Annotated in this window: 17 protein-coding genes and 1 pseudogene; 12 read left to right on the top strand and 6 right to left on the bottom strand. The window is 70.6% G+C overall.

Going from position 1 to position 26,266, the window contains the following annotated elements:
• The first annotated feature begins 4 nt into the window (after positions 1 to 4).
• From ABZ822_RS06295 to ABZ822_RS06285, 3 genes and pseudogenes are all read left to right on the top strand, one after another.
• Complete coding sequence (locus ABZ822_RS06295) at positions 5 to 1,222, top strand: tyrosine-type recombinase/integrase (RefSeq protein ID WP_360847686.1); 1,218 nt, start codon at positions 5 to 7, stop codon at positions 1,220 to 1,222.
• 259 nt (positions 1,223 to 1,481) lie between these two features.
• On the top strand, positions 1,482 to 3,134 hold the full coding sequence (locus ABZ822_RS06290) for a hypothetical protein (RefSeq protein WP_360847683.1): 1,653 nt from the start codon (positions 1,482 to 1,484) through the stop codon (positions 3,132 to 3,134).
• An 80-nt stretch (positions 3,135 to 3,214) separates the two neighbouring features.
• Positions 3,215 to 3,643, top strand: a pseudogene (locus ABZ822_RS06285) (phosphoribosyltransferase family protein); the annotation flags it as partial.
• A 36-nt stretch (positions 3,644 to 3,679) separates the two neighbouring features.
• Here ABZ822_RS06285 and ABZ822_RS06280 read toward each other — a convergent pair.
• From ABZ822_RS06280 to ABZ822_RS06260, 5 genes are all read right to left on the bottom strand, one after another.
• On the bottom strand, positions 3,680 to 4,861 hold the full coding sequence (locus ABZ822_RS06280; RefSeq protein ID WP_360847680.1) for a DUF2235 domain-containing protein: 1,182 nt from the start codon (positions 4,859 to 4,861) through the stop codon (positions 3,680 to 3,682).
• 288 nt (positions 4,862 to 5,149) lie between these two features.
• Positions 5,150 to 6,121 carry a Yip1 family protein gene (locus tag ABZ822_RS06275; RefSeq protein WP_360847678.1) on the bottom strand — a complete coding sequence of 324 codons (972 nt, stop codon included), beginning with the start codon at positions 6,119 to 6,121 and terminating at the stop codon, positions 5,150 to 5,152.
• A 222-nt stretch (positions 6,122 to 6,343) separates the two neighbouring features.
• Positions 6,344 to 7,861, bottom strand: coding sequence for an FG-GAP and VCBS repeat-containing protein (locus ABZ822_RS06270; RefSeq protein WP_360847675.1), 1,518 nt, complete (start codon positions 7,859 to 7,861; stop codon positions 6,344 to 6,346).
• A 187-nt stretch (positions 7,862 to 8,048) separates the two neighbouring features.
• The gene (locus tag ABZ822_RS06265) at positions 8,049 to 9,194 is read right to left on the bottom strand and encodes a hypothetical protein (RefSeq protein ID WP_360847672.1); all 1,146 of its coding nucleotides are present in this window, start codon (positions 9,192 to 9,194) and stop codon (positions 8,049 to 8,051) included.
• Between the two features lie 750 nt (positions 9,195 to 9,944).
• A complete protein-coding gene (locus tag ABZ822_RS06260; RefSeq protein ID WP_360847669.1) occupies positions 9,945 to 11,489 on the bottom strand; it encodes an FG-GAP repeat protein in 1,545 nt (514 codons plus the stop codon).
• A 515-nt stretch (positions 11,490 to 12,004) separates the two neighbouring features.
• On the opposite strand from ABZ822_RS06260, the gene ABZ822_RS06255 reads away from it, so the two are divergent.
• Complete coding sequence (locus ABZ822_RS06255; RefSeq protein ID WP_360847666.1) at positions 12,005 to 14,650, top strand: SpoIIE family protein phosphatase; 2,646 nt, start codon at positions 12,005 to 12,007, stop codon at positions 14,648 to 14,650.
• Between the two features lie 131 nt (positions 14,651 to 14,781).
• Here the strand turns inward: ABZ822_RS06255 and ABZ822_RS06250 are convergent, their stop codons facing one another.
• Positions 14,782 to 17,046, bottom strand: coding sequence for a (Fe-S)-binding protein (locus tag ABZ822_RS06250; protein WP_360847663.1), 2,265 nt, complete (start codon positions 17,044 to 17,046; stop codon positions 14,782 to 14,784).
• 322 nt (positions 17,047 to 17,368) lie between these two features.
• Between ABZ822_RS06250 and dnaK the strand changes: the two genes are divergently transcribed.
• The 8 genes from dnaK to ABZ822_RS06210 all read left to right on the top strand — a co-directional run bounded on the left by dnaK (position 17,369) and on the right by ABZ822_RS06210 (position 26,254).
• The gene (dnaK, locus tag ABZ822_RS06245) at positions 17,369 to 19,222 is read left to right on the top strand and encodes a molecular chaperone DnaK (RefSeq protein ID WP_360847660.1); all 1,854 of its coding nucleotides are present in this window, start codon (positions 17,369 to 17,371) and stop codon (positions 19,220 to 19,222) included.
• Positions 19,219 to 19,929, top strand: coding sequence for a nucleotide exchange factor GrpE (gene grpE / locus ABZ822_RS06240; protein WP_360847657.1), 711 nt, complete (start codon positions 19,219 to 19,221; stop codon positions 19,927 to 19,929). Before dnaK ends, grpE begins: the two co-directional genes overlap by 4 nt.
• 45 nt (positions 19,930 to 19,974) lie before the next feature.
• On the top strand, positions 19,975 to 21,168 hold the full coding sequence (gene dnaJ / locus ABZ822_RS06235) for a molecular chaperone DnaJ (protein WP_360847655.1): 1,194 nt from the start codon (positions 19,975 to 19,977) through the stop codon (positions 21,166 to 21,168).
• Between the two features lie 16 nt (positions 21,169 to 21,184).
• Positions 21,185 to 21,646, top strand: coding sequence for a helix-turn-helix domain-containing protein (locus tag ABZ822_RS06230; RefSeq protein WP_360847652.1), 462 nt, complete (start codon positions 21,185 to 21,187; stop codon positions 21,644 to 21,646).
• Positions 21,647 to 21,879: 233 nt separating this feature from the next.
• Positions 21,880 to 22,239 carry a cupin domain-containing protein gene (locus ABZ822_RS06225; protein WP_360848793.1) on the top strand — a complete coding sequence of 120 codons (360 nt, stop codon included), beginning with the start codon at positions 21,880 to 21,882 and terminating at the stop codon, positions 22,237 to 22,239.
• Positions 22,240 to 22,253: 14 nt separating this feature from the next.
• A complete protein-coding gene (locus tag ABZ822_RS06220) occupies positions 22,254 to 22,547 on the top strand; it encodes a hypothetical protein (RefSeq protein ID WP_360847649.1) in 294 nt (97 codons plus the stop codon).
• Positions 22,548 to 22,903: 356 nt separating this feature from the next.
• Positions 22,904 to 25,594, top strand: coding sequence for an AAA family ATPase (locus ABZ822_RS06215; RefSeq protein WP_360847646.1), 2,691 nt, complete (start codon positions 22,904 to 22,906; stop codon positions 25,592 to 25,594).
• Between the two features lie 123 nt (positions 25,595 to 25,717).
• Positions 25,718 to 26,254, top strand: a complete 537-nt coding sequence (locus ABZ822_RS06210) for a YbjN domain-containing protein (RefSeq protein WP_360847643.1) — start codon at positions 25,718 to 25,720, stop codon at positions 26,252 to 26,254.
• Positions 26,255 to 26,266 lie beyond the last annotated feature (12 nt).

Below are 26,266 nucleotides of genomic sequence, written 5' to 3'. Positions count from 1 at the left end.
AGCTGTGGGCTCAATCATCAAGCGTTGTGGCTGCCAGATCACGGCCTGGGATCGGTGTCCGCACCCGTGGTTGGTGCGGTGGCGTGAACCTGGCGGGCGTTCAGGACGGCAGCGGGAGAAGTCCTTCGAGAAGGGCGCGGCCGGAAGGAAGCTCGCGGAGAAGTTCGAGCGCAAAGTTGAGCGCGACAAGGACACCGGGGCCTACATCGACCCCAAGCAGTCTCAACGCACATTCGCTGACGTGTGGCACGAGTGGTTAAGCGCTGGAGCCGACGAGAACGCGTTGGCAGAGTCGTCGCGCGTCCAATACCGCAGCATCTACAAGAACCACTTCGAAGAGTTCTTCGGGCCTCGCCCGATCGGTGCGGTGACGGCGAGCGACATCACGCAGTGGGAGACGGCGCAGAAGGAGAAGGGGTACAAGCCCTACGGGATCCACACGCGCAAGGTTGTCCTCGCCTCCGTGTTCAAGTACGCATGGGAGGCGGAGATCATCGCGCGCAACCCTGCCAAGAAGGCCGACCCCCGCAAGCGAAAGGATCCCGCCTACCGGCCCATCGACCCTTCCGAGGTGCCGACCACGGGTGAAGTCGAAGCCATCTTCGAGAGCATTCGGCCGTACTACCGCTCCGCGATCTGGAGCATGGCGGGATGCGGTCACCGTGTCGGGGAGGCGCTGGCCCTGTGTGAGACGAAGTGGGATCAGGAAGCAGGCTTCTTCGTAGTGAATGCTCAGTTGGCCACCTTCGGGGAGAACGAAGGGGCTGGCCGGACGACGGCCATTCGTCCTGAGGTCAAGTGGTCGCGGCACGGTCGCCTCACACCGGTTCCGGATGTCACGAGGAGCGCATGGGGTGATCACCTCAGCACGTTCGGGACGTGGGGCGATGAAGGCTGGTTCTACGAGTCGGAGACTTATGCGAGCCGGTTCCCCGCGCGGACCACATTCCAGACTCGATGGAACAAGGCCATCGAGAAGGCCGGATTGGAAGATCGCAAGCTGACTCCCAAGTCGCTGCGGCACTATTTCGCTTCGGTCGCTATCGGGGCGGGAGTGCCGCTCCCCGAGCTGGCGAAGTGGATGGGCCATGCCAGCAGCAAGACGACTGAGCACGTCTATGTCCATCTCCTGCCTGGGGCCGAGGAGCGAATCAAGGGAGCCGTGGCGCTGGCTGTGGCGCAGAATCTCTCGGATGCGCTGACGCGGGTTACGGCCGCCTAGTAGGGCTTGGGTAGGTCCATTTCGGTGGTGTATTTGTTCGAGGGTGCGTCGTTGAGGCGACGTGATGCCTGGAGAGTTAGGACACGTGGACCGCCAGCTTGCGGAAGGGGCTGTCCAGAGCTGAGCCGGGACGTCACCGAAGTGCGATCTTCCTGTGGGCTATTCGGAGGGATCGAGCAAAATCGTCACTCCCGCGGAGAAGGTGAGTCGTTGTCCGAATGGATCAAACCAGTTCGGAATTCCCTTCCGGGAGGCGCGAGTGAAGGTTCAGCGAACGGCGACGGCAGCGATGGTCGTTCTTGCGGTGAGTGGTCTGGTGTCCCTGGGCGCGGGTAGTGCGTTCGCGGACGGACCGCAGGCAACAGCAGGCGGCGGCTCGTCCTCCGATGGGGACCTGTTCCAGCAGAACGTCGCCCAGGACGGCCGTCAGAACAACAACTGCTCAGACATCAACGGTGGCGGCAGCACCATGACCCTGACGGGCAGTCGGCTCACCGGGCGGTGTGCCACCACGGACGGTTCGTTCAACAAGGCTGCCGACGTCCGGAACGGTGCGGCTGACGCCGCCGGCGGCGGGGCCATCGGGCTCACTCAGCAGAACATCGCCCAGCGCGGCAGGCAGAACAACAACTGCCTCACCCCCAACGTCTTCCCCATCGAACCCAGCGGAAGCCGGGTAGATGGGCATTGCGCGGACCAGGACCTGTCCCGCAACAAGCACACCCACATCAAGGGCGGCGGTGCTGCGGCCAACGGCGGCACCGGCACCCTTGACCTAGGCGGTCAACAGGTCGCGCAGGAAGGCAGGCAGAACAACAACTGCTCCAGCCCCAATCTGTTCTTCGACGATGCTTTCTTCACCGGCAGTCGTCTCGAAGGACAGTGCGGGAACAAGGACACCTCTCACTCCCAGCACACCTGGGAGAAGAACGGCGGCGCTGAGGCCAATGGCGGCGCAGGCGACATCGCGCAGGTGCAGACCATCGCGCAGGACGGGCGTCAGAACAACAACTGCGCCAACCCCAACTCCACCGTTTTCGATCTCAGCGGTGGGCGCCTCGACGGCCGCTGCGCCAACAAGGATGCTTCCGTCTCCAGGCACACCGTGTCCAAGGGCGGCAGCGCACAGGCCGACGGCGGCTCGAGTACCGGCGTCGTCCTCGGCGGCACCATGAACCAGCAGAACACCGCTCAGTCCGGGCGGCAGAACAACAACTGCGCCAACCCCAACAACGTCGACGACATCGAAATCACCGGCGGCCGGGCCGACGGCCGATGCGGGAACAAGGACCTCTCCTTCACCAAGCACACCGTGTCCAAGGGCGGCAACGCCGAGGCCAACGGCGGCTCAGGAACCGACGCCACCCTCAACCAGCAGAACACCGCTCAGTCCGGGCGGCAGAACAACAACTGCGCCAACCCCAATGACCTGAACGATCTCGAAGTGACCGGCGGCCGGGCCGACGGCCGATGCTGGAACAAGGACTTCTCCTTCGCCAAGCACACCGTGTCCAAGGGCGGCGGCGCCCAGGCCAACGGCGGCTCGAGCACCGGCGCCGAGATCGGAGCCACCATCGATCAGCAGAACACCGCCCAATCCGGACGTCAGAACAACAACTGCGCCGACCCCAACGCCAACGAAACCGCGCTGACCGGTAGCCGCGTGGAGACCCGGTGCGGCACCCTGGACCGCTCCGCAACCGTGAAGACCACCGAGATCGGCGGCGGCGCCCAGGCCGATGGCGGCACCAGCGCCGTAGACCTCTTCCAGCAGAACACCGCACAGGAAGGCCGCCAGAGCAACAACTGCGGCAACCCCAACAATCTCAACCTGACCCTCTCCGGCAGCCGCGCCAGTGCCCAGTGCCAGGCTGTCGACACCTCACGCAACATCGGCAGCATCTACCAGTAGCCAGAGCAGGCCCTGGGCCGACACTCCGCCTGACGATGGTTCACCGAACTGCAGTCGTTGCAAGAGACCCTGACCAAGCCCTTCTAGCTCGCTCTCGATCAGTGGGTAGGTACTGAGCTGGTGCTGAGTAGAGGCGCAGTCATCAGGTATCACACCTGGTGACTGCGCCTTCGGTGTTCAGCGTCGAGTTCTACACCGGCGTCGGCACGACCCTCGACATGCCCGTCATGCTGCCGCCCGTCCCCAACGTCGTGGATCTCAGCCGCAAGAAGGTCCTCGTCGCCGATGACGTCGCCGACACCGGCAAGACGCTCAAGCTCGTCCACGACTACTGCGCGGGCCACGTCGCCGACGTCCGCTGCGCCGTGATCTACGAGAAGCCGAACTCGCTCGTGAAGTGCGAGTACGTGTGGAAGCGCACGGACAGCTGGATCAACTTCCCGTGGAGTGTGCTGCCTCCGGTGCACCGGTCGGGACAGGCGCCGAAGGAGAACAGGGAAGCACTCTGACCCGCGGCTCGCATCGCGGGCATCGACCCACCGGCGTCAGCTCTCCGGCTTCCTGCGAGTCAAGGCGTCCGCGGGCCGGGGGACGCGGGTGGCGGGGGTGCTCCACGTGCGGTCGGGGATCGTTTCCAGGTCCACCTGCCCGAGCGCGAGGCAGCGGTCGAGTTCGGGCGGGCGGTAGGACGCGTCCTTGTCGTGGCGTTCCTTGGCGGTCTCGGAGAGGAGTTCGTTCCCGTCGCGACGGCCGCCGGCGTCCGCGGCCCGGCCGATGGGCCGGTGCAGCGGCGGGGTCAGGCGGTACGCGCCGGTGCGGGAGTCGTGCACCGGGCCCGTGCTGTCGGGCCGCACCCGGAACTCGGTGTCCCCGTCCGGGGCCGGCGCGTGCGGCGCGGCCCCGCTCAGGGCCTCGAGGTCGAACTCCAGCCCGTACCTGCGGGCTTGATGAACCATCCACAGCAACGTGATGTCGGACAGCGCCGTTTCCTCGTAACCGCCGCCGACGTCGGTGTGCACCCCCGCGAACCACACCTGCTTCAGTTCCTGGCCGTCGTCGGCGGCACCCGCCTGCTGGTGCCACAGGGTCGGCTCGAACGGTGCGCGTTGCTCGTCGATGGCCAGCGCGTGGAAGGCGCCCTTCACCCACGTGCTCAGCGCGGTGTCGTGGAACGTCCAGCGGCGGTTGAGCCGGCGCACCACCGGCCTCAGCCACCGGGGCCCCCGGATCGGGACGCCGAGGGTACCGACCGTGTCCCAGACCCCGATGAAGTGGATCTCCGTCTCGTGCGCGAACGCCCGCCGGAACAGCGTGGAGGCCGTGCTCTGCGGCCTCTCGATCCGGTTGCGGTACAGCGTCCACGCCTCCTGCATCCGGTCGGCGTTCTCCCGTCGCAGAATGCCGCAGTTGCGCACCAGGCCCGCCAGGCTGCGGGCCGTGAACGCCCCGCGGCTGAAGCCGAAGAGGTACAGCTCGTCGCCGGGCTCGTAGGCGTCGACAAGGAAGCGGTAGGCGTCCAGGACGTTGCCGGACAGGCCCATGCCGAACGCGCCGCCCCGCAGCCGCTCCCACCGGCGCGTGCCGACGCCGCTGCGGTAGTACACGCGCTGCTCGACCCCGTCGGCGTGCGGTCGTACGGACAGGGCGACCTTGGTGACGTTCGTCCTGCTGGGCTGGTCGGCGACGTTCCACGTGCCGTCACAGCAGACGATCAGGCGCTTGGCCATGGCATCCCCCTCCGCGGGCCTCGCGGCCCGCGGGCCCGTGCGGCCGACGGTACGAAGGGCTCGCACCGCGACGGGCCGCACCTCGTATGTGTCGTCCCCCGGCCGATCCTCCGGCCTCACTCCGCGCCGGAACCACCGGTCGGCAGCGCTGATTCCATGATCGCACCGTGCCGCCGCTCCCGCCATCCGCACCGGCCGAGCCCCGCGCGTCCCGACGCCGAAGGCGCCGACAGGAAAGGCCCCCGCCGTCCGGCAGGGGCCTTGTCACGCGCCGGCGGGCGGGCCGCGCTACAGCGTGCCCAGCTTCAACAGGGCCAGGAGCGCGACCAGTTGGATCGCCGAGGCGCCCAGCGCCTTCGGCCACGGCAGGTCGTGCGACTTGCTCACCATCGAGGTGAACAGGGCCGCCGCCGCCACCCATGTCGCCCAGCCGACGACCTGGACGAAGGAGGTGTTGCCGCCCATGAACATCGCGACCAGCAGCCGCGGTGCGTCGGTGATCGACATGATCAGCATCGAGAGGCCGACCGTAGGCTGCCATGCGCCGTCGCCGCCGAGCTGCCGGGCCAGGGTGTGCGTCACCGCGCCCATCAGCAACGCGCTGATCATGAAGGCGATGCCGGTGCCGGCGACGGCCGGGATGCTGCTGGAGAGCGTGCTGTTCAGGGCGTCCTCGCGGGCGTCGCCGAAGCCGAAGAGCGCGAGCATGCCGTAGATGAAGGTGACGATCAGTGCGGGGCCCCACACCGGATAGTCCCGCATCTGCATGAAGGTCGGGCCCGGCCGCAGCACGATGCCGCTCAGCAACTGCTTCCAGTGCAGCCGCGGCCCGGCGGGCGGGTGCGCCGACTGCCCGGCGCGGTACGTACCGACGCCGCCGTCACCGTACGGGTCGTAGCCCTGGTCGGGGCCGTAGCCGCCGTGGCCGTACGCATCCGGGGCCTCGCCTATGCCGAACGCCTGCGTGTGCCCCGGGTTGTTGGCGTACGGGTCGTGGCCGCCGTGGCCGTGGCCCGCGTACGGGTCCGGGGCACCGAAGTACTCCGGCTCGTCGCTGCCGCCCGGTCTGCCGGGGCCGCCCGGTCCGCCGCCGTAGCCCTGCGGCTGCTGCCACTGCTGCGCGTGCGGCGGTGGCGGCGGTGCGGGCTGCCCGCCGTACCGGCCGCCGCCCGGTCCGCCGTAGGGCTGTCCACCGTACGGCTGCTGCTGCCCCTGCTGCCTCGCGGAGTCCCGGCCGCGTCCCATCCTGAATCCAGCCACCATTCGAACGTACCTGCTCGTACCGTTTGCCACGTCCGGGGCGGGCGATCGGGTGGGGGTTTGCTGCCGAGCTGTGACATCCCCTAGGGGGACGGCCCGGGGAAACCCCGGTGACATCAGGGCCGGTCAGGGTGGTTGCTACCGGTCGGTCACCTGCCGGTCCGGCTACCCGCCGGTCACCTGCTGCACCCGCCCCCTGTGGACCGGGGCGGGCAGCCCCGCTCAGTCCCCGTCGACCGTCCCGTTCCCCCGCAGCGTGAAGTGCCGCAGCCCGTGCGTCGTCGGGCCGTCCGAGGTGCCGGGCAGCACCCAGTACGCGGGCTCCTTGCGGTTGCGGAAGCCGGGGGCGCCGGTCACCAGTTCCGCCTTGCCGTCCTGGTCCAGGTCGGCGATCTGGGTGTCCCAGCCGAAGTAGTCGTCGACCACCTCCGGGTTGGGCCACCGGCTGGAGGCTCCGGGCATGCCCGGGGTGTCGATGTCGTAGCGGCGAGCGGTGGCGGGGTCCAGGCCGTCCCGCCCGCCGCGCATCACGATCAGCCGCCCCTTGCCCTGGTCCTCGCCCATGACAGGGGCGGCGAGGTCGTCGTGGCCGTCGCCGTCGATGTCACCGGTCGCGGCCCCGTTGCCGAACTCGTCCGAACCCTGGCTCCCGCCCGGCACGCCCGGGGTGTCCTGGTCGACGTACGTCTCGGGCCGTCCGGTGCCCAGCCCCCGCTCGCCGCCGTAGACGACGGTCAGGCTGCCCGGGCCGAGGCTCTTGCGGGTCTCCAGGTCGGGGACGACGAGGTCGTCGCGGCCGTCGCCGTCGAAGTCCCCGGTGGTGCCGGGCAGCGGGTCCAGAGCGCCGCCGGTGTAGGAGACGTTGACGCTCTTCACCGGTCCCGCCTCCTCGAGTCCCGTGGGCGTGCCCCGGAACCACTCCGCGCTGTTGAGCCGCGGGGCGTTGGGGTCCTCCAGGTCGGCGTCCTCCTCCTCGAAGGAGCCGAGGACCACGAGGTCGGTGCGCCGGTCGCCGTCGAAGTCGCCGGCGACGGACTCCCGCGGGGTGCCCCAGCCGCCCTGGTCCGCGTCGAACTCGCTGGTACGGGCGGGGGTGCCGGTCCGCGCGAACGGGCCGTGGAGGACCGTGCCCGACGGGGACACGAGGTCGAGCCAGCCGTCCCCGTCGAAGTCGCCCAGGGCGTCCGGCTCGGGGCCCTCGACGGCGGTGCCCTGGCTCTCGTCCAGTCCGCGCGGGCCGCCCCACCGGATGGAGACCGCGGAGGTCCGTTCCCCTGAGCCGCCCTTCGGTCCCCGGGGCACCACGAGGTCCGCGTAGCCGTCGCGGTCCAGGTCGCCCTGGAGGCGGTCGGAGGCGTCGTCCGCCCAGGGGGCCTCGCCGGACCGGTCCTTCTCGGCGGTGTCGCGGCTCAGCGGCCGCAGCGGGGCGGACTTCTCCGGCCGTACGCCGTCCGCGGAACCGGGTACGGCGGCGCGGTAGCGCGTCCAGTCGGCGCCGGTCCGCGGTTTGCGCCAGCCGCTCACGGCCAGGTCGCGGTAGCCGTCGCCGTCGAAGTCACCGAGCGCGGCGCGCTTCTTCGCGGATGCGGACCCGGCGCCGGCGGGTGAGGCGGTGGCCGCGTCCGGGCGGGCCGTGCCCGCCGCGCCGTCCCCCGTCGCCGTACCGCCACCGTCGCAGCCCGTTCCGGCGAGCAGCGCGCCGGCGCACACGACGGCCGTGGCCAGGGTTCGTATCCGCACGTACTTTTCCTCCGGCGCGGGGTGTGCCCGCATGTCGACGGCACGGCAATCATTCGATGCTGCCTGCGCCGGATTGCGTTACGGCAACGGTCTCGTCCCGATCCTAGGCCACGGATCATGGGAGAGGCCCGGCGGACGGGGGGCGTCTCGCCGGGCCTCGGGACCGCGGAGCGGGGGCTGCGCGGGGCTAGCGCATCGACGAACCGGCCATGTAGTTCGGCCAGTTGTGCTGCGGCGGAAGGTAGTTGGCGACCATGTCCTCCGGGATGGTCGACGGGGCCTCCCACCCGGAGGTGGTGACGCCGTTCCCGTACGAGTCGTACGAGCCCGTGGAGTAGCCGCCCGTCGAGCCGGTTGAGTAGGAGCCGTTGGTGTACGAGCCGTTCGTGTAGGAGCCGCCGGTCGAGCCGGTTGAGTAGGAGCCGTTGGTGTACGAGCCGTTCGTGTACGAGCCGTTGCCGTAGGACCCGGTGTAGGAGCCGTTGGTGTAGGACCCGCCGCCGGACGAAACGTTGGAGTAGGAACCGCCGGACGACCCGCTGGCGTCCCGGCGGTGCCGCCCCGAGCGGTCCTCCGTGCCGACGCTCGGCTGCGTCGTCGTCAGGCGGCCCTCGGCGGACAACTGCTGGACGCGGGTGACCAGACGGGCCAGGTCGAGCCCGAACTCGTCCGCCAGCACGCGCAGATCGATGCCCGACTGCCAGCTGTCGATGAGCACCAGGTCCATGGCGGAGGTCCACGCCGTCTCGCGCACGACCGGGATCTCGGCGGTCGACGTCATCGGGGACTCGTACGAGGTGGGCGCGGGCGCCTGGACGTCGAGGTGCGAGGTCGCCTGAGGCGCGTACTGCTGCTGTTGCTGGTAGGCGGCCTGGTGCTGCGACTGGGCGGGGTGCTGCGGGGTGTGCGCCGGGGGCGGCGGCGCGGGCGCCGTCTGCTGCTGCACCTGCGGTGCGGCATGGGTGGCGTGCGCCGCGTGGCCGGTGTGGGCGGCGGAGTGGGGGGCGCCGTGCCCGCCGTCCGGGGCCGCCTGCGAGGCCAGGTTCTCCGCCGCCTCGGCGGCGGCCGTGGTGGCGAGGACGTCCTCGGCCATGCGGCGCGCGTCCTCCTTGCCGACCGTACGGCGCGCCACCCTGACCTCGCGCTCGCTCAGCCCGAGCAGGTCCGATACGGCGCTGTCGCTGCCGATGGTCACGGCGAACGCGGCCAGCAGACGCGATCGCTGCGCTTGTGTCTCGTCGAGCGCACTCTGCGCCGACCGCACGTGTTCATCGCTGAGGCAGAAGGCCTCTGCCAGCACGGTGTTCCGGTTCCACAACTGCCGCGGCTCCATGCCGGATCCAACGCACCGTGGCGTATTCAGGAAATCGGCACGGCGTTGGCCCCACCCGAAGAGACGATTCTTCAGACAGATGCCAAGAAGCGACTAAGGCATCGTCGGACTAATGCCTGTCCGACGGATGCGGGCCGGGCGGGCGCCCTTCGGGCCGCGCCCGGAGCGGTGCGACCGAAGGCGGCCCGCCGTGTGCTAACGGACTCGGCGCACGGGCTTTCCGCAGGTCCGGGTGTACGGGGCGGGCGATGCCGACGGCCCGCGGGCCCGCTCCGGTCGCCCGGCCCCGGCGCACGGTACCGGAACGGGGCCCTGGGCACAGGCGTCCACAGGTGGCGCCGTACGGGTCGCGGGTTGACGCCGTACGGGCACCAGCCGCGCTCCGCGCACGGGCCCCGCACCGAGGGCGGCCGTCAAGGAAGGGTGACGCCCGGACGGGACGCACGGTCGGGACGGGGGCCCATCGAGCCGTCGGTGCGCGGCGTACGGACCGCCGGGCGCTCCAGGGAGGGTGTCCGTGCGGGCGTCTGCGGCAGTACGGGGATCATCACGCGCGCCGCATCCGGCTCAGGCGCCCGCGCGGCTCCGAGCCCCGCATCCGGCTCAGGCGCCCGCGCGCCAACGAGCCCCGCCCGCGCACCTGTCCGACAGCAGGGGCCGAGGCACCGCCGTCCGGTGCCCCGGCCCCTCTCGCCGTCCGTACCCGTCCCGTTCCCGAACGTGGGACGGCCCGGCCCTGCCGCCCGGCCGTCAGTCGTCGATCGCCGCCCCGAACTGCGCGTCCGCCGCCGCGGCCCCCAGGGAATCGGCGCCGTACGTCCAGGAACCGGTGGCCGTCACTCCGCCGGTGGTCGCGGGGAGGACCCACACCACGCCGTCGCCGGTGTTCTCGCCGGGGGCCGCGGCGAGGAGTCCGGATCGGCCGTCGCCGTCCGGGTCGGTCAGGCGCACCTGGCCGCCGAAGCGGTCCCCCTTCTCGGCCGTGCCGGGGACGCCCGCCGAGTCCTGGTTGGCGTCCTTGACCTTCGCCGTCGTCAGGCCGGTCTGCGAGCCGCGCAGGACCCAGACCGCGCCCGCGTCGGCGAAGGTGCCGATGTCCTCGCCCGCGGCGCCGACGGCCAGGTCCGCGTACCCGTCGCCGTCGGTGTCGCCGAGGGACAGGTCCGTTCCCCAGCCGTCACCGCGTTCGGCGACGCCGGGGACGCCCGCGGAGTCCTGGGTCCACCACTGCGGCGGGCTGCCGGGGCCTTCGGTGCCCGCCGGGCCCTCGGCACCGCCGTAGTAGATGCCGACGGTGCCGCCGGTGGTCGCCGCGCCGCCGTCGTCCGGGCTGTTCGGTTCGCCGGTGACCAGGTCGTCGTAGCCGTCGCCGTTGATGTCGCCGGACGCGGCGACGGGGCCGCCGCGCAGGTCGCGTCCGTGCACCAGGCCGTCCTCCTGTCCGGCGAAGAAGACGGACCAGCCGTGGCCGGGTTCCGCGCCCGTGCTGACACCGGAGACGACGAGGTCGGCGTAGCCGTTGTTGTCGTAGTCCCCGGTGGTGAGCGACCTGGGGAGGATCTCGGGTCCGTCCTCGGCGGCCAGGGCCGAGCGGCCGAGGCCCCGCACGCGCTCCGCCTCCGCCGTCTTCCCGGTCCCCGCCGCGGCTCTTCGCTCCTTACGCGCGTCGGCGGCGGGTTCGGCTGCGGCTTCGAAGGAGTACAGCCCCAGGTCGTCGCGGTCGAGGACGGCCAAGAGGTCGCCGGGGGTCTCGCCGGTGAAGTGGGCGGCGGCCAGCCCCGCGCCGAAGTTCTGTCCTGCGCCGGGGACGGAGGACTCCAGCCACTGCGACGCCGCACCGCTCAGGCCCTGCGGGGAGCCCCAGAGGATGACGAGGCCGCCCGCGTCCGTCACCGTGCCGAGGTCCTCGCCCGGTATGCCGACGATCGCGTCGTCGTAACCGTCCGCGTCCAGGTCCCCCGAGGCCACGGCCCGGCCGAAGGCGTCGCCGGGCTCGGCGGCGCCCGCCACGCCCGCGGTCCCCTGGTGGATGACGGCGCGGCTGCCGGTCGTGATCCCGCGGGACGAGCCGTACTGGACGGTGACCAGGCCCGCGCCGCGGTGGCCGCCCACGGTGGCGCCGGGGGCTCCGGTGAGGACGTCCTCGTGGCCGTCGCCGTTGAAGTCGGCGTTCCGGTCGTTGGCCTGTGTGCCGCCCGGGGTCCCGGCGTGGGCGGCGGGAGCCGCGGTGACGGCCGCGCCGGCCAGGAGGATCAGCGAGGCGGCGGCGACGGCCGTCGAAGGGTTCTTGCGCACGAATCGGCTCCTTGGGTGAGGAATGCCGGGCTGGTGCTGGAGTGACCGGAAACAGCCCGTCCTTTCCGGTGCCAGTTGGACGGCGGGTGGGAGGGAAGGGTTGTGCGGGAGGGGAGGGGAACGGGCGTTCGTGTTCGCGGGTCGTACCGGAGCCCCGCTGTCCGGTTTCGGCCTCCCGCGAACGGCACCGCTGCGGCCCCCGGAACGGCACTGCCCCCGGCCCCCGGAACCACCGCCTCCGCCCCGGAACGGCACTGCCCCCGGCCCCGGAACGGCACCGCCTCCGCCCCCCGGAACGGCACCGCCGCGGCCCCCGGGACAGCTCCGCCACCGCGACCGCTGACGGCCTCCGCCCCGTGGCCGAAACAGCACGGTCCCCGTGGCAGGGCCGCGAGAGGTCGCTGCGCACCGGTCGCCCCGTGGCAGGGCGCAATGTTAGAAATAGGGACATGGCCGGTTCCGTCGGCCGATCCTGGGTCTCATCGGTCCGCTCGCTGGCTGGCCGGCGCCGACGCATGACCATGGGCGTGCGCACCGTCGCCGGTCAGGTCTTCGTCCTGCAAGTGGCCGTCGTGCTGCTGCTCGTCATCGCGTCCGTCGTGGCGCTGGTGCTCCAGTCCCAGAGCGAGAGCGAGCGCGAGGCCCGCAACCGGTCGGTCGCCGTCGCGGAGTCCTTCGCCCGTTCCCCGAGGCTCGAGCAGGTCCTCGAGAGCCCGGATGCGAGCAAGGAACTGCAGCCCATCACCGAGGCCGCGCGCCGTGCCTCCGGGGTCGACTTCATCGTCGTCATGGACCGGGAAGGCATCCGGTACACCCACCCCATCCCCGACCGCATCGGCAAGCGCTTCGTCGGCACCATCGAGCCGTCGCTGGCCGGCCGCGTCCTCACCGAGAAGGTGAACGGCCCGCTCGGCGAGGAGGTGCAGGCGGTCGTTCCCGTACGCGGGGACAACGGCAGGGTCATCGCCCTCGTCTCGGCCGGTCTGAAGGTCAGCAACGTCAGTGGCGCCGCGCACCGTCAACTGCCGCTGATCTTCGGCGCGGGCGCGGGCGCCCTCGCCCTGGCCACCGTCGGTACGGCGCTCATCACACGCCGGCTGCGCCGCCAGACGCGGGGTCTGGATCCGGCCGAGATGACGCGCATGTACGAGCACCACGACGCCGTGCTGCACGCCGTCCGCGAGGGCGTGCTGATCATGGACGGCGACGGCCGTCTCGTGCTGGCCAACGACGAGGCGCGGCGGCTGCTGGACCTGCCGTTCGACGCCGAGGGGCGGAGCGTCAACGACCTCGGCCTGGATCCGCGTACCGTGCAGCTCCTCGCCTCGGGCCGCGTCGCGGAGGACGAGGTGCATCTGGCGGGCGACCGGCTGCTGGCCGTCAACCACCAGCCGACCGACCGGGACGGCGGCCCGCCGGGCAGCGTCGCCACGCTGCGCGACACCACCGAGCTGCGGGCGCTCTCCGGCCGGGCCGACGTGGCGCGCAAGCGGCTCAAGCTGCTCTACGACGCGGGCGTGCGGATCGGGACGACGCTGGACGTGGTGCGGACGGCCGAGGAGCTGGCCGAGTTCGCCGTCCCCCGCTTCGCCGACTTCGTCACCGTCGATCTGACCGAGCCGGTCCTGCGGGGCGAGGAGTCGGTGGGCGGCTCGTCCGGGACGCTTCCCATGCGGCGTACGGCGCTCAGCGGCATCCGCGAGGACCCGCCGATCTACCCGCTGGGACGCCTGATCACCTTCGTCCCCGGAACGCCGCAGGCCGAGGGCTTCCACTCCGGGCAGGCGACGGTGGAGGAGGACATGACCGCCTTCAGCGGCTGGCAGGCACAGGACCCGACCCGGGCCCGGAAGATCGTCGAGTTCGGGATCCACTCGATGATGGCGGTGCCGCTGCGGGCGCGTGGCGACGTGCTGGGCATGGCGACGTTCTGGCGGTCGGTGAAGCCGGAGCCGTTCGACGAGGAGGACCTGTCGCTGGCCGAGGAGCTGGTCGCCCGCGCCGCGCTGTGCATCGACAACGCCCGCCGCTACACGCGCGAGCACACCATGGCCGTCACCCTGCAGCGCAGCCTGCTGCCCCGGATCCTGCCCGAGCAGAGCGCGCTGGACGTGGCGTACCGCTATCTGCCGGCGCAGGCCGGCGTCGGCGGCGACTGGTTCGACGTCATCCCGCTGCCGGGGGCCCGGGTGGCGCTGGTGGTCGGGGACGTCGTCGGGCACGGGCTGCACGCCGCAGCGACGATGGGGCGCCTGCGCACCGCGGTGCACAACTTCTCCGCCCTCGACCTGCCCCCCGACGAACTGCTCTGGCACCTCGACGAACTGGTCGCCCGGATCGACCAGGGCGAGGCGACGCACGACGGCGGGAACGTGCCGATCACCGGCGCCACGTGTCTGTACGCGATCTACGATCCGGGCTCGCGCCGCTGCACCATGGCCCGCGCCGGGCACCCGGAGCCGGCGCTCGTCCACCCCGACGGCAGGGTGGAGTTCACCGAACTGCCCGGCGGCCCGCCGCTGGGGCTCGGCGGGCTGCCGTTCGAGACGGCGGAGCTGGTGCTGCCCGAGGGCAGCCGGCTCGTCCTCTACACGGACGGGCTCGTGGAGAACCGCGACCGGGACTTCGACGAGGGCCTCCAGCTCTTGCACGGCGCCCTGGAGACCCATCCGGACCGCACGCCGGAGGAGACGTGCGAGGCGGTGCTGGACGTCCTGATGCCGGAGCGGCCGAGCGACGACATCGCGCTGCTGGTGGCCCGTACGCGGGTGCTGAACGGGGCGCGGATCGCCGAGTGGGAGGTGCCGTCCGACCCGTCGGCGGTGGGGCGGGTGCGTGCCGCGGTCGCGGAGAAGCTGGACGAGTGGAAGCTGGACGAGGTCGCGTTCACGACCGAGCTGATCCTCAGCGAGCTGATCACCAACGCCATCCGCTACGCGAGCCCCCCGATCAAGCTCCGGCTGGTGCGTGACCGCACGCTGATCTGCGAGGTCTCCGACGGCAGCAGCACCTCCCCGCACCTGCGGCGGGCGGCGACGACGGACGAGGGCGGCCGCGGGCTGTTCCTGGTCGCGCAGTTCGCGGAGCACTGGGGGACGCGGTACACCACGGACGGCAAGGTCATCTGGACCGAGCAGCAGCTGCCCCCGCCGCTGCAGTAGGCCGAGCAGCCCCGGCCGGCCACACCCGCCGCGCGGAAACGCCGCCGCGCGGAAACGCCGCAGCCGCCGGCGCGCGATGGCGTCGGCGGCTGCGGCGTAGGGCGGACGCCCCGGAGGGCGTCACCCAAGGGTCACTTCACCGGCTCGGGCTCCGGCTCCTCGGCCGGGTCGCCGTCCTCCTCCGGCTCGGCCGGCGTCTTCACCGAGTCGAGCAGCAGCTGGGCGACGTCCACGACCTGGAGGGACTCCTTCGCCTTGCCGTCGTTCTTCTTGCCGTTGACCGAGTCGGTCAGCATGACGAGGCAGAACGGGCAGGCGGTGGAGACGATGTCCGGGTTCAGGGACAGGGCCTCGTCGACGCGCTCGGTGTTGATGCGCTTGCCGATCCGCTCCTCCATCCACATGCGGGCACCGCCGGCGCCGCAGCAGAAGCCGCGCTCCTTGTGCCGGTGCATCTCCTCGTTCCGCAGGCCCGGCACCTTGGCGATGATCTCGCGCGGCGGTGTGTAGACCTTGTTGTGGCGGCCCAGGTAGCACGGGTCGTGGTACGTGATCAGGCCCTCGACCGGCGTGACGGGGACGAGCTTGCCCTCGTCGATCAGGTGCTGGAGCAGCTGCGTGTGGTGGATGACCTCGTAGTGCCCGCCGAGCTGCGGGTACTCGTTCGCGATGGTGTTGAAGCAGTGCGGGCAGGTCGCGACGATCTTCTTCTTGGACTGCTCGACGACCACGCCCTCGTCCGCGTCCTCGCCGAAGGCCATGTTCAGCATCTCGACGTTCTGCTGGCCGAGCTGCTGGAAGAGGAACTCGTTGCCGAGGCGGCGAGCGGAGTCACCGGTGCAGTTCTCCTCGCCCCCCATGATCGCGAACTTCACACCCGCGATGTGCAGCAGCTCGGCGAACGCCTTGGTGGTCTTCTTGGCGCGGTCCTCGAGGGCACCGGCGCAGCCGACCCAGTACAGGTACTCGACCTCGCCGAGGTCCTCGACGTCCTTGCCGACGACCGGGACCTCGAAGCCGACCTCCTTGGTCCACTCCAGCCGCTGCTTCTTGGCCAGGCCCCAGGGGTTGCCCTTCTTCTCCAGGTTCTTGAGCATCGTCCCGGCCTCGCTCGGGAAGGAGCTCTCGATCATGACCTGGTAGCGGCGCATGTCGACGATGTGGTCGATGTGCTCGATGTCGACCGGGCACTGCTCGACGCAGGCGCCGCAGGTGGTGCAGGACCACAGGACGTCCGGGTCGATGACGCCGTTCTCCTCCAGCGTCCCGATCAGCGGCCGCTCGGCCTCGGCGAGTGCCGCGGCCGGCACGTCCTTCAGCTGCTCCTCGGTCGCCTTCTCCTCGCCCTCCATGTCCTTGCCGCCACCGGCGAGCAGGTACGGGGCCTTGGCGTGCGCGTGGTCGCGCAGCGACATCATCAGCAGCTTGGGCGAGAGCGGCTTGCCGGTGTTCCAGGCGGGGCACTGCGACTGGCAGCGGCCGCACTCGGTACAGGTGGAGAAGTCGAGGATGCCCTTCCAGGAGAAGTGCTCGACCTGCGAGACGCCGAACTGGTCGTCCTCGCCCGGGTCCTCGAAGTCGATCGGCTTGCCCGCCGAGACCATCGGCAGGAGCGCGCCGAGCGCCACGTCGCCGTCGGACCGGCGCTTGAACCAGATGTTGGGGAAGGCCAGGAAGCGGTGCCAGGCGACGCCCATGTTGGTGTTGAGCGACACCGTGATCATCCAGATCAGCGAGACACCGATCTTGATCATCGCGGTGAAGTAGATCAGCGTCTGCAGCGTGGCGACGCTCAGCCCCTTGAAGGCGAGGACCAGCGGATACGAGACGAAGTACGCCGCCTCGTAGGTCTCCACGTGGTGGATCGCGCCTTCCAGGCCGCGGAGCGTCAGGATGGCGAGGCCGATGGTGAGGATGACGTACTCGACGAAGTACGCCTGCCAGGCCTTGGAGCCCGCGAAGCGCGACTTGCGGCCGGCCCGGGAGGGCAGGCTGAGCAGCCGGATCACCATCAGGACGACGATGCCGACGACCGTCATCAGGCCGATGAACTCGATGTACAGCTCGAACGGCAGGAAGCCGCCGAGCAGCGGCAGCGTCCAGTCGGCCTCGAAGAGCTGGCCGTACGCCTGGAGGAGCGTGGGGGGCAGCGTCAGGAAGCCGACCGCGACGAACCAGTGGGCGAAGCCCACGATCCCCCAGCGGTTCATCCGGGTGTGGCCGAGGAACTCCTTGACCAGGGTGACCGTACGGGTCTTGGGATCGTCGGTCCGGCTGCCCGCGGGCACGGGCTGGCCGAGCTTCACGAACCGGTAGATCTGCGCGACGGCTCGGGCGATGAGCGCAACGCCGACCACGGTCAGTACCAGCGACACGATGATCGCGGCGAGTTGCATGCGGGGCTCCTCGGGCCTGCGGACGCGTCTGGGAGGGGGACGACGACCCTCGCCGGCAGCGCGGGGCTCCCAGACTTACTAAGCGGTAACTTTTCCAGTCTTGATGACATTACCCAGGATCGCAGGTCGCATGAAGCCGCCCGGCCGGTGATCTGTGTCGCCCAGGCAACCCTTTCCTCCCCCTGGTCGTCCTGCTTGACCGCGCACTGACAGGACACCCGGCATGAGAGTTGAGTGGGGTCGACTCAGCTCTGTTGACAGGAAAATGTGGATCATGCACGCTTGAGTCTGTTCCACTCAAGTCAGCTGGAGGACAGAAACCATGGCACGTGCGGTCGGCATCGACCTGGGTACGACGAACTCCGTCGTCAGTGTTCTCGAAGGCGGTGAGCCCACCGTCATCACCAACGCCGAGGGCGCCAGGACCACGCCGTCCGTCGTGGCCTTCGCGAAGAACGGCGAGGTGCTGGTCGGCGAGGTCGCGAAGCGTCAGGCGGTCACCAACGTCGACAGGACCATCCGGTCGGTCAAGCGCCACATGGGCACCGACTGGAAGATCGACCTCGACGGCAAGGACTTCAACCCGCAGCAGATCTCTGCCTTCATTCTGCAGAAGCTGAAGCGGGACGCGGAGTCGTACCTGGGCGAGAAGGTCGCGGACGCGGTCATCACCGTTCCGGCGTACTTCAACGACTCCGAGCGCCAGGCCACCAAGGAGGCCGGCGAGATCGCGGGCCTGAACGTGCTGCGGATCGTCAACGAGCCGACCGCCGCCGCCCTGGCCTACGGCCTGGAGAAGGAGGACCAGACCATCCTGGTCTTCGACCTCGGTGGCGGCACCTTCGACGTCTCGCTGCTGGAGATCGGCGACGGCGTCGTCGAGGTCAAGGCGACCAACGGTGACAACCACCTCGGTGGTGACGACTGGGACCAGCGCGTCGTCGACTACCTGGTCAAGCAGTTCGCCAACGGCCACGGCGTCGACCTCTCCAAGGACAAGATGGCTCTCCAGCGTCTCCGCGAGGCCGCGGAGAAGGCGAAGATCGAGCTGTCCTCGTCCACCGAGACCACGATCAACCTGCCCTACATCACGGCGTCCGCCGAGGGCCCGCTGCACCTGGACGAGAAGCTCACCCGCGCCCAGTTCCAGCAGCTCACCTCCGACCTGCTCGAGCGCTGCAAGACCCCGTTCCACAACGTCATCAAGGACGCGGGCATCCAGCTCTCCGAGATCGACCACGTGGTCCTCGTCGGTGGCTCGACCCGTATGCCGGCCGTCGCCGAGCTCGTCAAGGAGCTGACCGGCGGCAAGGAGGCCAACAAGGGCGTCAACCCGGACGAGGTCGTCGCCATCGGCGCCTCGCTCCAGGCCGGTGTCCTCAAGGGCGAGGTCAAGGACGTCCTCCTGCTGGACGTCACCCCGCTGTCCCTCGGTATCGAGACCAAGGGCGGCATCATGACCAAGCTCATCGAGCGCAACACCACGATCCCGACCAAGCGTTCGGAGATCTTCACGACGGCCGAGGACAACCAGCCGTCCGTGCAGATCCAGGTCTACCAGGGCGAGCGCGAGATCGCGGCGTACAACAAGAAGCTCGGAATGTTCGAGCTGACCGGCCTTCCGCCGGCCCCGCGCGGTGTCCCGCAGATCGAGGTCGCCTTCGACATCGACGCCAACGGCATCATGCACGTCGGTGCCAAGGACCTGGGCACCGGCAAGGAGCAGAAGATGACCGTCACCGGCGGCTCCGCGCTGCCGAAGGACGACATCGACCGCATGATGCGCGAGGCCGAGCAGTACGCGGAGGAGGACCACAAGCGCCGCGAGGCCGCCGAGACCCGCAACCAGGCCGAGCAACTCGTCTACCAGACCGAGAAGTTCCTCAAGGACAACGAGGACAAGGTCCCGGGCGATGTGAAGACCGAGGTCGAGGAAGCCGTCAGCGACCTGCAGGAGAAGCTGAAGGGCGACGACACCGCCGAGATCCGTACCGCGACCGAGAAGGTCGCCGCCGTCAGCCAGAAGCTCGGCCAGGCGATGTACGCGGGCGCCGAGGGCGCTGCCGCGGCCGGTGACGATGCGGGTGCCGCCGGCGCTGAAGGTGCCAAGGCCGACGACGACGTCGTGGACGCCGAGATCGTGGACGACGAGAAGCCGAAGGATGGTGCCGCGTGACGGAGGAGACCCCGGGCTTCGACGAGCAGCCCGACGTCCCTCCCTCCTCGACCCCCTTCGGGGAGGAGGGTCCCCCCTCGTCCGCGCAGGGTCCGGGCTCTCAGGCCCCGGACGAGGCAAAGAAGGCCGGGGGGCCCGCCGGATCGGCGGGCCCTGCCGGGCCGGCAGGGGATGAGCCGCAGACCGTCGGCCTGCAGGCCCAGCTGGACCAGGTCCGTACGGCGCTCAACGAGCGCACGACCGACCTCCAGCGCCTCCAGGCCGAGTACCAGAACTACCGCCGCCGGGTCGAGCGGGACCGGATCACGGTCAAGGAGATCGCCGCCGCGAACCTCCTGACCGAACTCCTTCCGGTCCTGGACGACATCGGCCGTGCGCGGGAACACGGTGAGCTGGTCGGCGGGTTCAAGTCCGTCGCCGAGTCGCTGGAGACCATCGCCGCCAAGATGGGACTGCAGCAGTTCGGCAAGGAGGGCGAGCCCTTCGACCCGCTGATCCACGAGGCGCTGATGCACAGCTACGCGCCGGACGTCACCGAGACCACGTGCGTGTCGATCCTTCAGCCGGGGTATCGCATCGGCGAGCGAACGATCCGCCCCGCGCGGGTCGCCGTCGCCGAACCCCAGCCGGGCGCGCAGGGCAAGGGCGGTGCGGACGGCGACACGCAGTCGGCGGACGAGGACAGCAGTGGCCCCGACGAGGGGTGACGGAGCGGCAGGAGCGGCAGCAGGAGGAGAGGAGGGACGTCGAGGATGAGCCTGAGCAGGGACTTGCTGGAGAAGGACCTCTACAAGGTCCTCGGCGTCCCCAAGGACGCGACCGAGGCGGAGATCAAGAAGGCGTACCGGAAGCTCGCCCGCGAGTTCCACCCGGACGCCAACAAGGGCGACGCCAAGGCCGAGGAGCGCTTCAAGGAGATCTCCGAGGCCAATGACGTCCTGGCCGACGCCAAGCGCCGCAAGGAGTACGACGAGGCGCGCGCCCTGTTCGGGAACGGCGGCTTCCGCTCCGGTCCCGGCGGGGCGGGCGGCCCCGGCGGCTTCAACTTCGACCTGGGCGACCTCTTCGGGGGTACCCAGGGCGGGGCGGGCGGCGCCGGCGGCGCGGGCGGCTTCGGCGGCGGTCTCGGTGACGTCTTCGGCGGGCTGTTCAACCGCGGCGGTCCGGGCACCCGGACGCAGCCGCGGCGCGGCCAGGACATCGAGTCCGAGGTGACCCTCAGCTTCACCGAGGCGGTGGACGGGGCCACGGTCCCGCTCCGTATGTCCAGCTCCGCCGCCTGCAAGGCATGTTCCGGGACCGGCGACAAGAACGGCACACCCCGGGTCTGCCCGACCTGTGTGGGCACCGGCCAGGTCTCGCGCGGCGGCGGTGGCGGGTTCTCGCTCACCGACCCGTGCGTGGAGTGCCGGGGCCGCGGGCTGATCGCCCAGGACCCGTGCGAGACCTGCAAGGGCAGCGGGCGCGCCACCAGCTCCCGCACCATGCAGGTCCGCATCCCGGCGGGCGTCTCCGACGGGCAGCGGATCCGGCTGCGCGGCAAGGGCGCTCCGGGCGAGCGCGGCGGCCCGAACGGCGACCTGTACGTGGTCGTGAAGGTCCACGCGCACCCGGTCTTCGGGCGCAAGGGAGACAACCTCACCGTCACCGTGCCCGTGACGTACACGGAAGCGGCGCTCGGTGGCGAGATCAAGGTCCCCACGCTCGGCGGGCCGCCGGTGACGCTCAGGCTGCCGCCCGGCACACCGAACGGGCGGACGATGCGCGCCCGCGGCAAGGGGGCGGTGCGCAAGGACGGCACGCGCGGCGACCTGCTGGTCACCGTCGAGGTGGCCGTACCCAAGGACCTCACGGAGAAGGCGAAGGACGCGCTGGAGTCGTTCGCCGAGGCCACCGCGGATCACGATCCGCGGGCGGAGCTGTTCCAGGCCGCGAAGGGAGCATGAGATGGACGGCCGAGGCATGCCAGGAGGCAGGGGCGGCAGGAGCCGCAATCCCTACGAGCTCACCGACGAATCCCCTGTCTACGTCATCTCGGTGGCGGCTCAGCTCTCGGGTCTGCACCCGCAGACCCTGCGCCAGTACGACCGGCTGGGCCTGGTGTCCCCGGACCGTACGGCCGGGCGCGGCCGCCGCTACTCGGCCCGGGACATCGAGCTGCTCCGGCAGGTGCAGCAGCTGTCCCAGGACGAGGGCATCAACCTCGCCGGGATCAAGCGCATCATCGAACTGGAGAACCAGGTCGCGGCGCTGCAGTCGCGTGTCGCCGAACTCCAGCACGCCCTGGAGGGTGCGGCGGCCACGATGCAGCAGCGCGAGGCGGCCGTCCACGCCTCGTACCGCCGTGATCTGGTGCCGTATCAGGACGTCCACCAGACCAGCGCGTTGGTGGTCTGGCGGCCGAAGCGGCCGGGCGCGGAGTAGCGCGCCGCGTCGCCGAGCGGACCTGTCCCGGACCCTCTCCCGTCTCCGCGGGGGAGGGTCCGCGGTGTGTCGGTGCCGGTGTCCGCGTACGGGCCGGTGGTGCTGACCGCCCCTCGGGGCGGGGCGGCCGTGCCGGGCCCTGCGTGATCGGGCCGGTTCCGCCTGGCGGCTCCCCCGGAGGGCGGAGCACCATGGAGGGGTGGCCCGATATGGGAGGTACTGCCATGACCGCCATGCTGGAAGTCAAGACCATTGAGAAGCCGGACGAGCGGCGCGACTTCCCCAGTGGCCACGTCGAAGCGCTCCACCTCACCGGTCTGGACTTCGCCGTGGCCACCATGGAACCCGGTTGGCGTTGGTCCGAGGCCGTGGCGCCGATCGCCGGGACGAAGAGCTGCCAGGTCCACCACTGCGCGCTGGTCGTGCACGGTCGTCTGCACCTCCGGATGGACGAGGGCGGCGGCGAGGCGGAGGTCGGCGCCGGGGACGTGTTCGTCTGCCCGCCCGGGCACGACGCCTGGGTGGTCGGCGACGAGCCCTGCGTGGTGTACGACTTCGCCGGTGGGATGGCCGCTGAGTACGCGAAGCCGTAGGAGGTCCGAGACTCATGACATTCGTGCAGGTCATCGACTACGAGACGACGCGCGAGGAGGAGGTGGAGCGAGTCTTCGACGAGTGGCTGCGCGCCACGGAGGGCAAGCGGACGCTGACCCGCGAGATGCACACCAAGGACCGCGAGAACCCCACCCACTACGTCGACATCGTCGAGTTCCCCTCGTACGAGCAGGCGATGGTCAACAACGATCTGCCGGAGACGCAGCGGGTGGCGGAGCAGTTCCGGAGCCTGTGCACCCGCGAGCCCAGGTTCATGAACCTGGAGGTCATCGACGAGCAGCGGTAGGGGCCACTGGGGCGCGTGCCCCGGTCCTGGCCGGCCGTGATTCCGTCCGAGGACGTGGACCGGCTCCGGGGCCGGGGTACGCCCGTGTGTCCGGTCCGCGCTGGAGCTGGCCCTGCGTGTGCGGCGGCCGACCGTACGTGGCGTTGCCGCCGTACGGCCCGCGGGGCGCTCCCGCCGGTTCGCGGTGGGCCTCCTGCCGCGTGATTCCGGGCTCGACTCCCCTACCTTGAGTGGAATAGACTCAACTTACTGCAGGTTGAATCTGGCAGGATTGAGGCCGGTGGGACCGGTGCAGGAGCCCGCCCACCGCCCCGTACGACGACGCCGCCGAGCGCACCGAGGAGGAGTGCACACCCGTGGATGCCGAGCTGACCAACAGGAGCCAGGAAGCGATCAGCGCCGCGAGCCGCCGCGCCGTGTCCGCAGGGAACCCGGACTTCACCCCCGTGCACCTGCTGCTCGCGCTGCTGGAGGGCGAGGAGAACGAGAACCTCCAGGACCTGCTGGCCGCAGTCGAGGCCGACATGGCGGCCGTACGGTCCGGCGCCGAGCGGCTGCTCGGCTCGCTCCCCACCGCCCAGGGCTCCACCGTCGCGGCGCCCCAGCCCGACCGGGCCCTGCTCGCCGTCGTCGCCGACGCCGGGCAGCGCGCCAAGGAGCTGGGCGACGACTACATCTCCACCGAACACCTGCTCATCGGCATCGCCGCCAAGGGCGGCCAGGCCGGCGAGCTGCTCGACCGGCAGGGCGCGAGCGCGGAGAAGCTGCTCGACGCCTTCGAGACGATCCGCGGAGGACGACGCGTGACCACGCCCGACCCGGAGGGCACGTACAAGGCCCTGGAGAAGTTCGGCACCGACTTCACCGCCCTGGCCCGCACGGGCACGCTCGACCCGGTCATCGGCCGTGACACCGAGATCCGCCGCGTCGTGCAGGTGCTCTCCCGCCGTACGAAGAACAACCCCGTCCTCATCGGCGAGCCGGGCGTCGGCAAGACCGCCGTCGTCGAGGGGCTGGCCCAGCGGATCGTGAAGGGCGACGTACCCGAGTCGCTGAAGAACAAGCGGCTGGTGGCGCTCGACCTCGGCGCGATGGTCGCGGGCGCCAAGTACCGCGGCGAGTTCGAGGAGCGGCTGAAGACCGTCCTGGCCGAGATCAAGGAGAGCGACGGCCAGATCATCACGTTCATCGACGAGCTGCACACGGTCGTCGGCGCGGGCGCCGGCGGCGACTCCGCCATGGACGCGGGCAACATGCTCAAGCCGATGCTCGCGCGCGGTGAGCTGCGCATGGTCGGCGCGACGACGCTCGACGAGTACCGCGAGCGCATCGAGAAGGACCCGGCGCTGGAGCGCCGCTTCCAGCAGGTGCTGGTCGCCGAACCGTCCGTCGAGGACTCGATCGCGATCCTCCGCGGCCTCAAGGGCCGGTACGAGGCGCACCACGGCGTGCAGATCGCCGACTCCGCCCTGGTCGCCGCCGCCACCCTCTCCGACCGCTACATCACCTCCCGCTTCCTCCCCGACAAGGCCATCGACCTCGTCGACGAGGCCGCCTCCCGCCTCCAGATGGAGATCGACTCCTCGCCCGTCGAGATCGACGAACTCCAGCGCGCCGTCGACCGGTTGATGATGGAGGAGGAGTCGCTGCTGGCCGCTCAGGCGGGGGAGAAGGAGCGCAAGCTCCTCAAGAAGCAGGACCGCGAGAAGGACCTCTCCCCGGACGCGCGCGAGCGGCTCGACCGGCTGCGCAAGGACCGCGCGGAGAAGGAGGAGAAGCTGCGCGGCCTCCGGGCCCGGTGGAACGCCGAGAAGGAGATCCACAACCGCGTCGGCGACCTCAAGAAGCGCCTCGACGAGCTGGAGACCGAGCTGGAGCTGGCCGAGCGCAAGGCTCCCGAGACCGGCGACTGGGTCACCCCGGGCCGTCTGCGCTCCGAGGTCATCCCGCAGACCCGCAAGGAGCTGGAGGAGGCCACCGCCGAGCAGAAGGCCCTGGAGGGCATGGTCGGCGAGGAGGTCACCCCGGACGACATCGCGAGCGTGGTCGGCTCCTGGACCGGCATCCCCGCCGGCCGGCTGCTGGAGGGCGAGACCGAGAAGCTGCTGCGCATGGAGGAGGAGCTGGGCAAGCGGCTGATCGGCCAGACCGAGGCCGTACGCGCCGTCTCCGACGCCGTACGCCGCTCCCGCGCGGGCATCGCCGACCCCGACCGCCCCACCGGATCGTTCCTCTTCCTCGGCCCGACCGGTGTCGGCAAGACCGAACTGGCCAAGGCGCTCGCCGACTTCCTCTTCGACGACGAGCGGGCCATGGTCCGCATCGACATGAGCGAGTACAGCGAGAAGCACTCCGTGGCCCGGCTCGTCGGCGCCCCGCCCGGGTACGTCGGCTACGAGGAGGGCGGCCAGCTCACCGAGGCCGTGCGCCGCCGCCCGTACAGCGTGGTGCTGCTCGACGAGGTGGAGAAGGCCCACCACGAGGTCTTCGACATCCTGCTCCAGGTGCTGGACGACGGACGGCTGACCGACGGCCAGGGCCGTACGGTCGACTTCCGCAACACCATCCTCATCCTCACCTCCAACCTCGGCTCCACCTATCTCGTGGACCCGGCGCTCAGCGAGGACGTCAAGCGGGACAAGGTGCTGGAGACCGTACGGGCCTCCTTCCGCCCCGAGTTCCTCAACCGCCTCGACGACGTGGTGGTCTTCCACCCGCTCGGCACCGGCCAGCTCAAGCGGATCGCCCAGATCCAGATCGATCATCTGCAGCGCCGGCTCGCCGACCGCCGCCTCACCCTCGACCTCACCGACGAGGCGCTGGAGTGGCTGTCGCGGCTCGGCCACGAGCCGGTGATCGACGCCCCCGACGCCGGTCCTGACCTGGCGTACGGCGCCCGGCCGCTGCGCCGGCTGGTGCAGACCGCGATCGGCGACCAGCTCGCCCGCGCGATCCTCTCCGGCGACATCCAGGACGGGGACACGGTGCGTGTCGGCCTCGACCGCGACGGCAACCGCCTGACCGTCGGCCCGGAGGCGACGGCCTGACCACCGTCCGCTCCGCCCGGCTCGGCGCCGTGGTGCGACGCCCGGGGGCGGAGCGGACCGGGGTTGCAACGACGGGGCCCGTGTGAGGGAGGATGGCAGGAACCGTACGAAGGGATATCCACGGTGACTATCGACCCGTCCTCGATTCCGAATTTCGGGGGCCAGCCCGAACAGCAGCCGTCGGGGCCGGTGGGCCCCGTCATCCCCGATCAGGACCTGGTCAAGCAGCTCCTCGACCAGATGGAGCTGAAGTACGTCGTGGACGACGAGGGTGACCTCGCCGCGCCGTGGGAGCAGTTCCGCACGTACTTCATGTTCCGTGGCGAGGAGGAGCAGCAGGTCTTCTCGGTCAGGACGTTCTACGACCGGCCGCACGCCATCGAGTCCAAGCCGCAGCTGCTGGAGTCGATCGACGACTGGAACCGCCGCACGCTGTGGCCGAAGGTCTACAGCCACACCAACGACGACGGCACCGTCCGCCTGATCGGCGAGGCGCAGATGCTGATCGGCACCGGCGTCAGCCTGGAGCACTTCGTGTCCAGCACGGTGAGCTGGGTGCGGGCCTCGATCGAGTTCGACCGCTGGGTCGTCGAACAGCTCGGCCTGGAGAAGGACGTCGACTCCGCGGGGCCGGACGACAACGGCGACGGCGAGGAGTAACTCCCCTCCGCC

Source organism: Streptomyces sp. NPDC047108 (assembly GCF_040643575.1).
Taxonomy (GTDB): Bacteria; Actinomycetota; Actinomycetes; order Streptomycetales; family Streptomycetaceae; genus Streptomyces.
The sequence above is the reverse complement of the archived record's forward strand: the minus strand, read 5'-3'. Positions and strand labels throughout refer to the sequence as shown.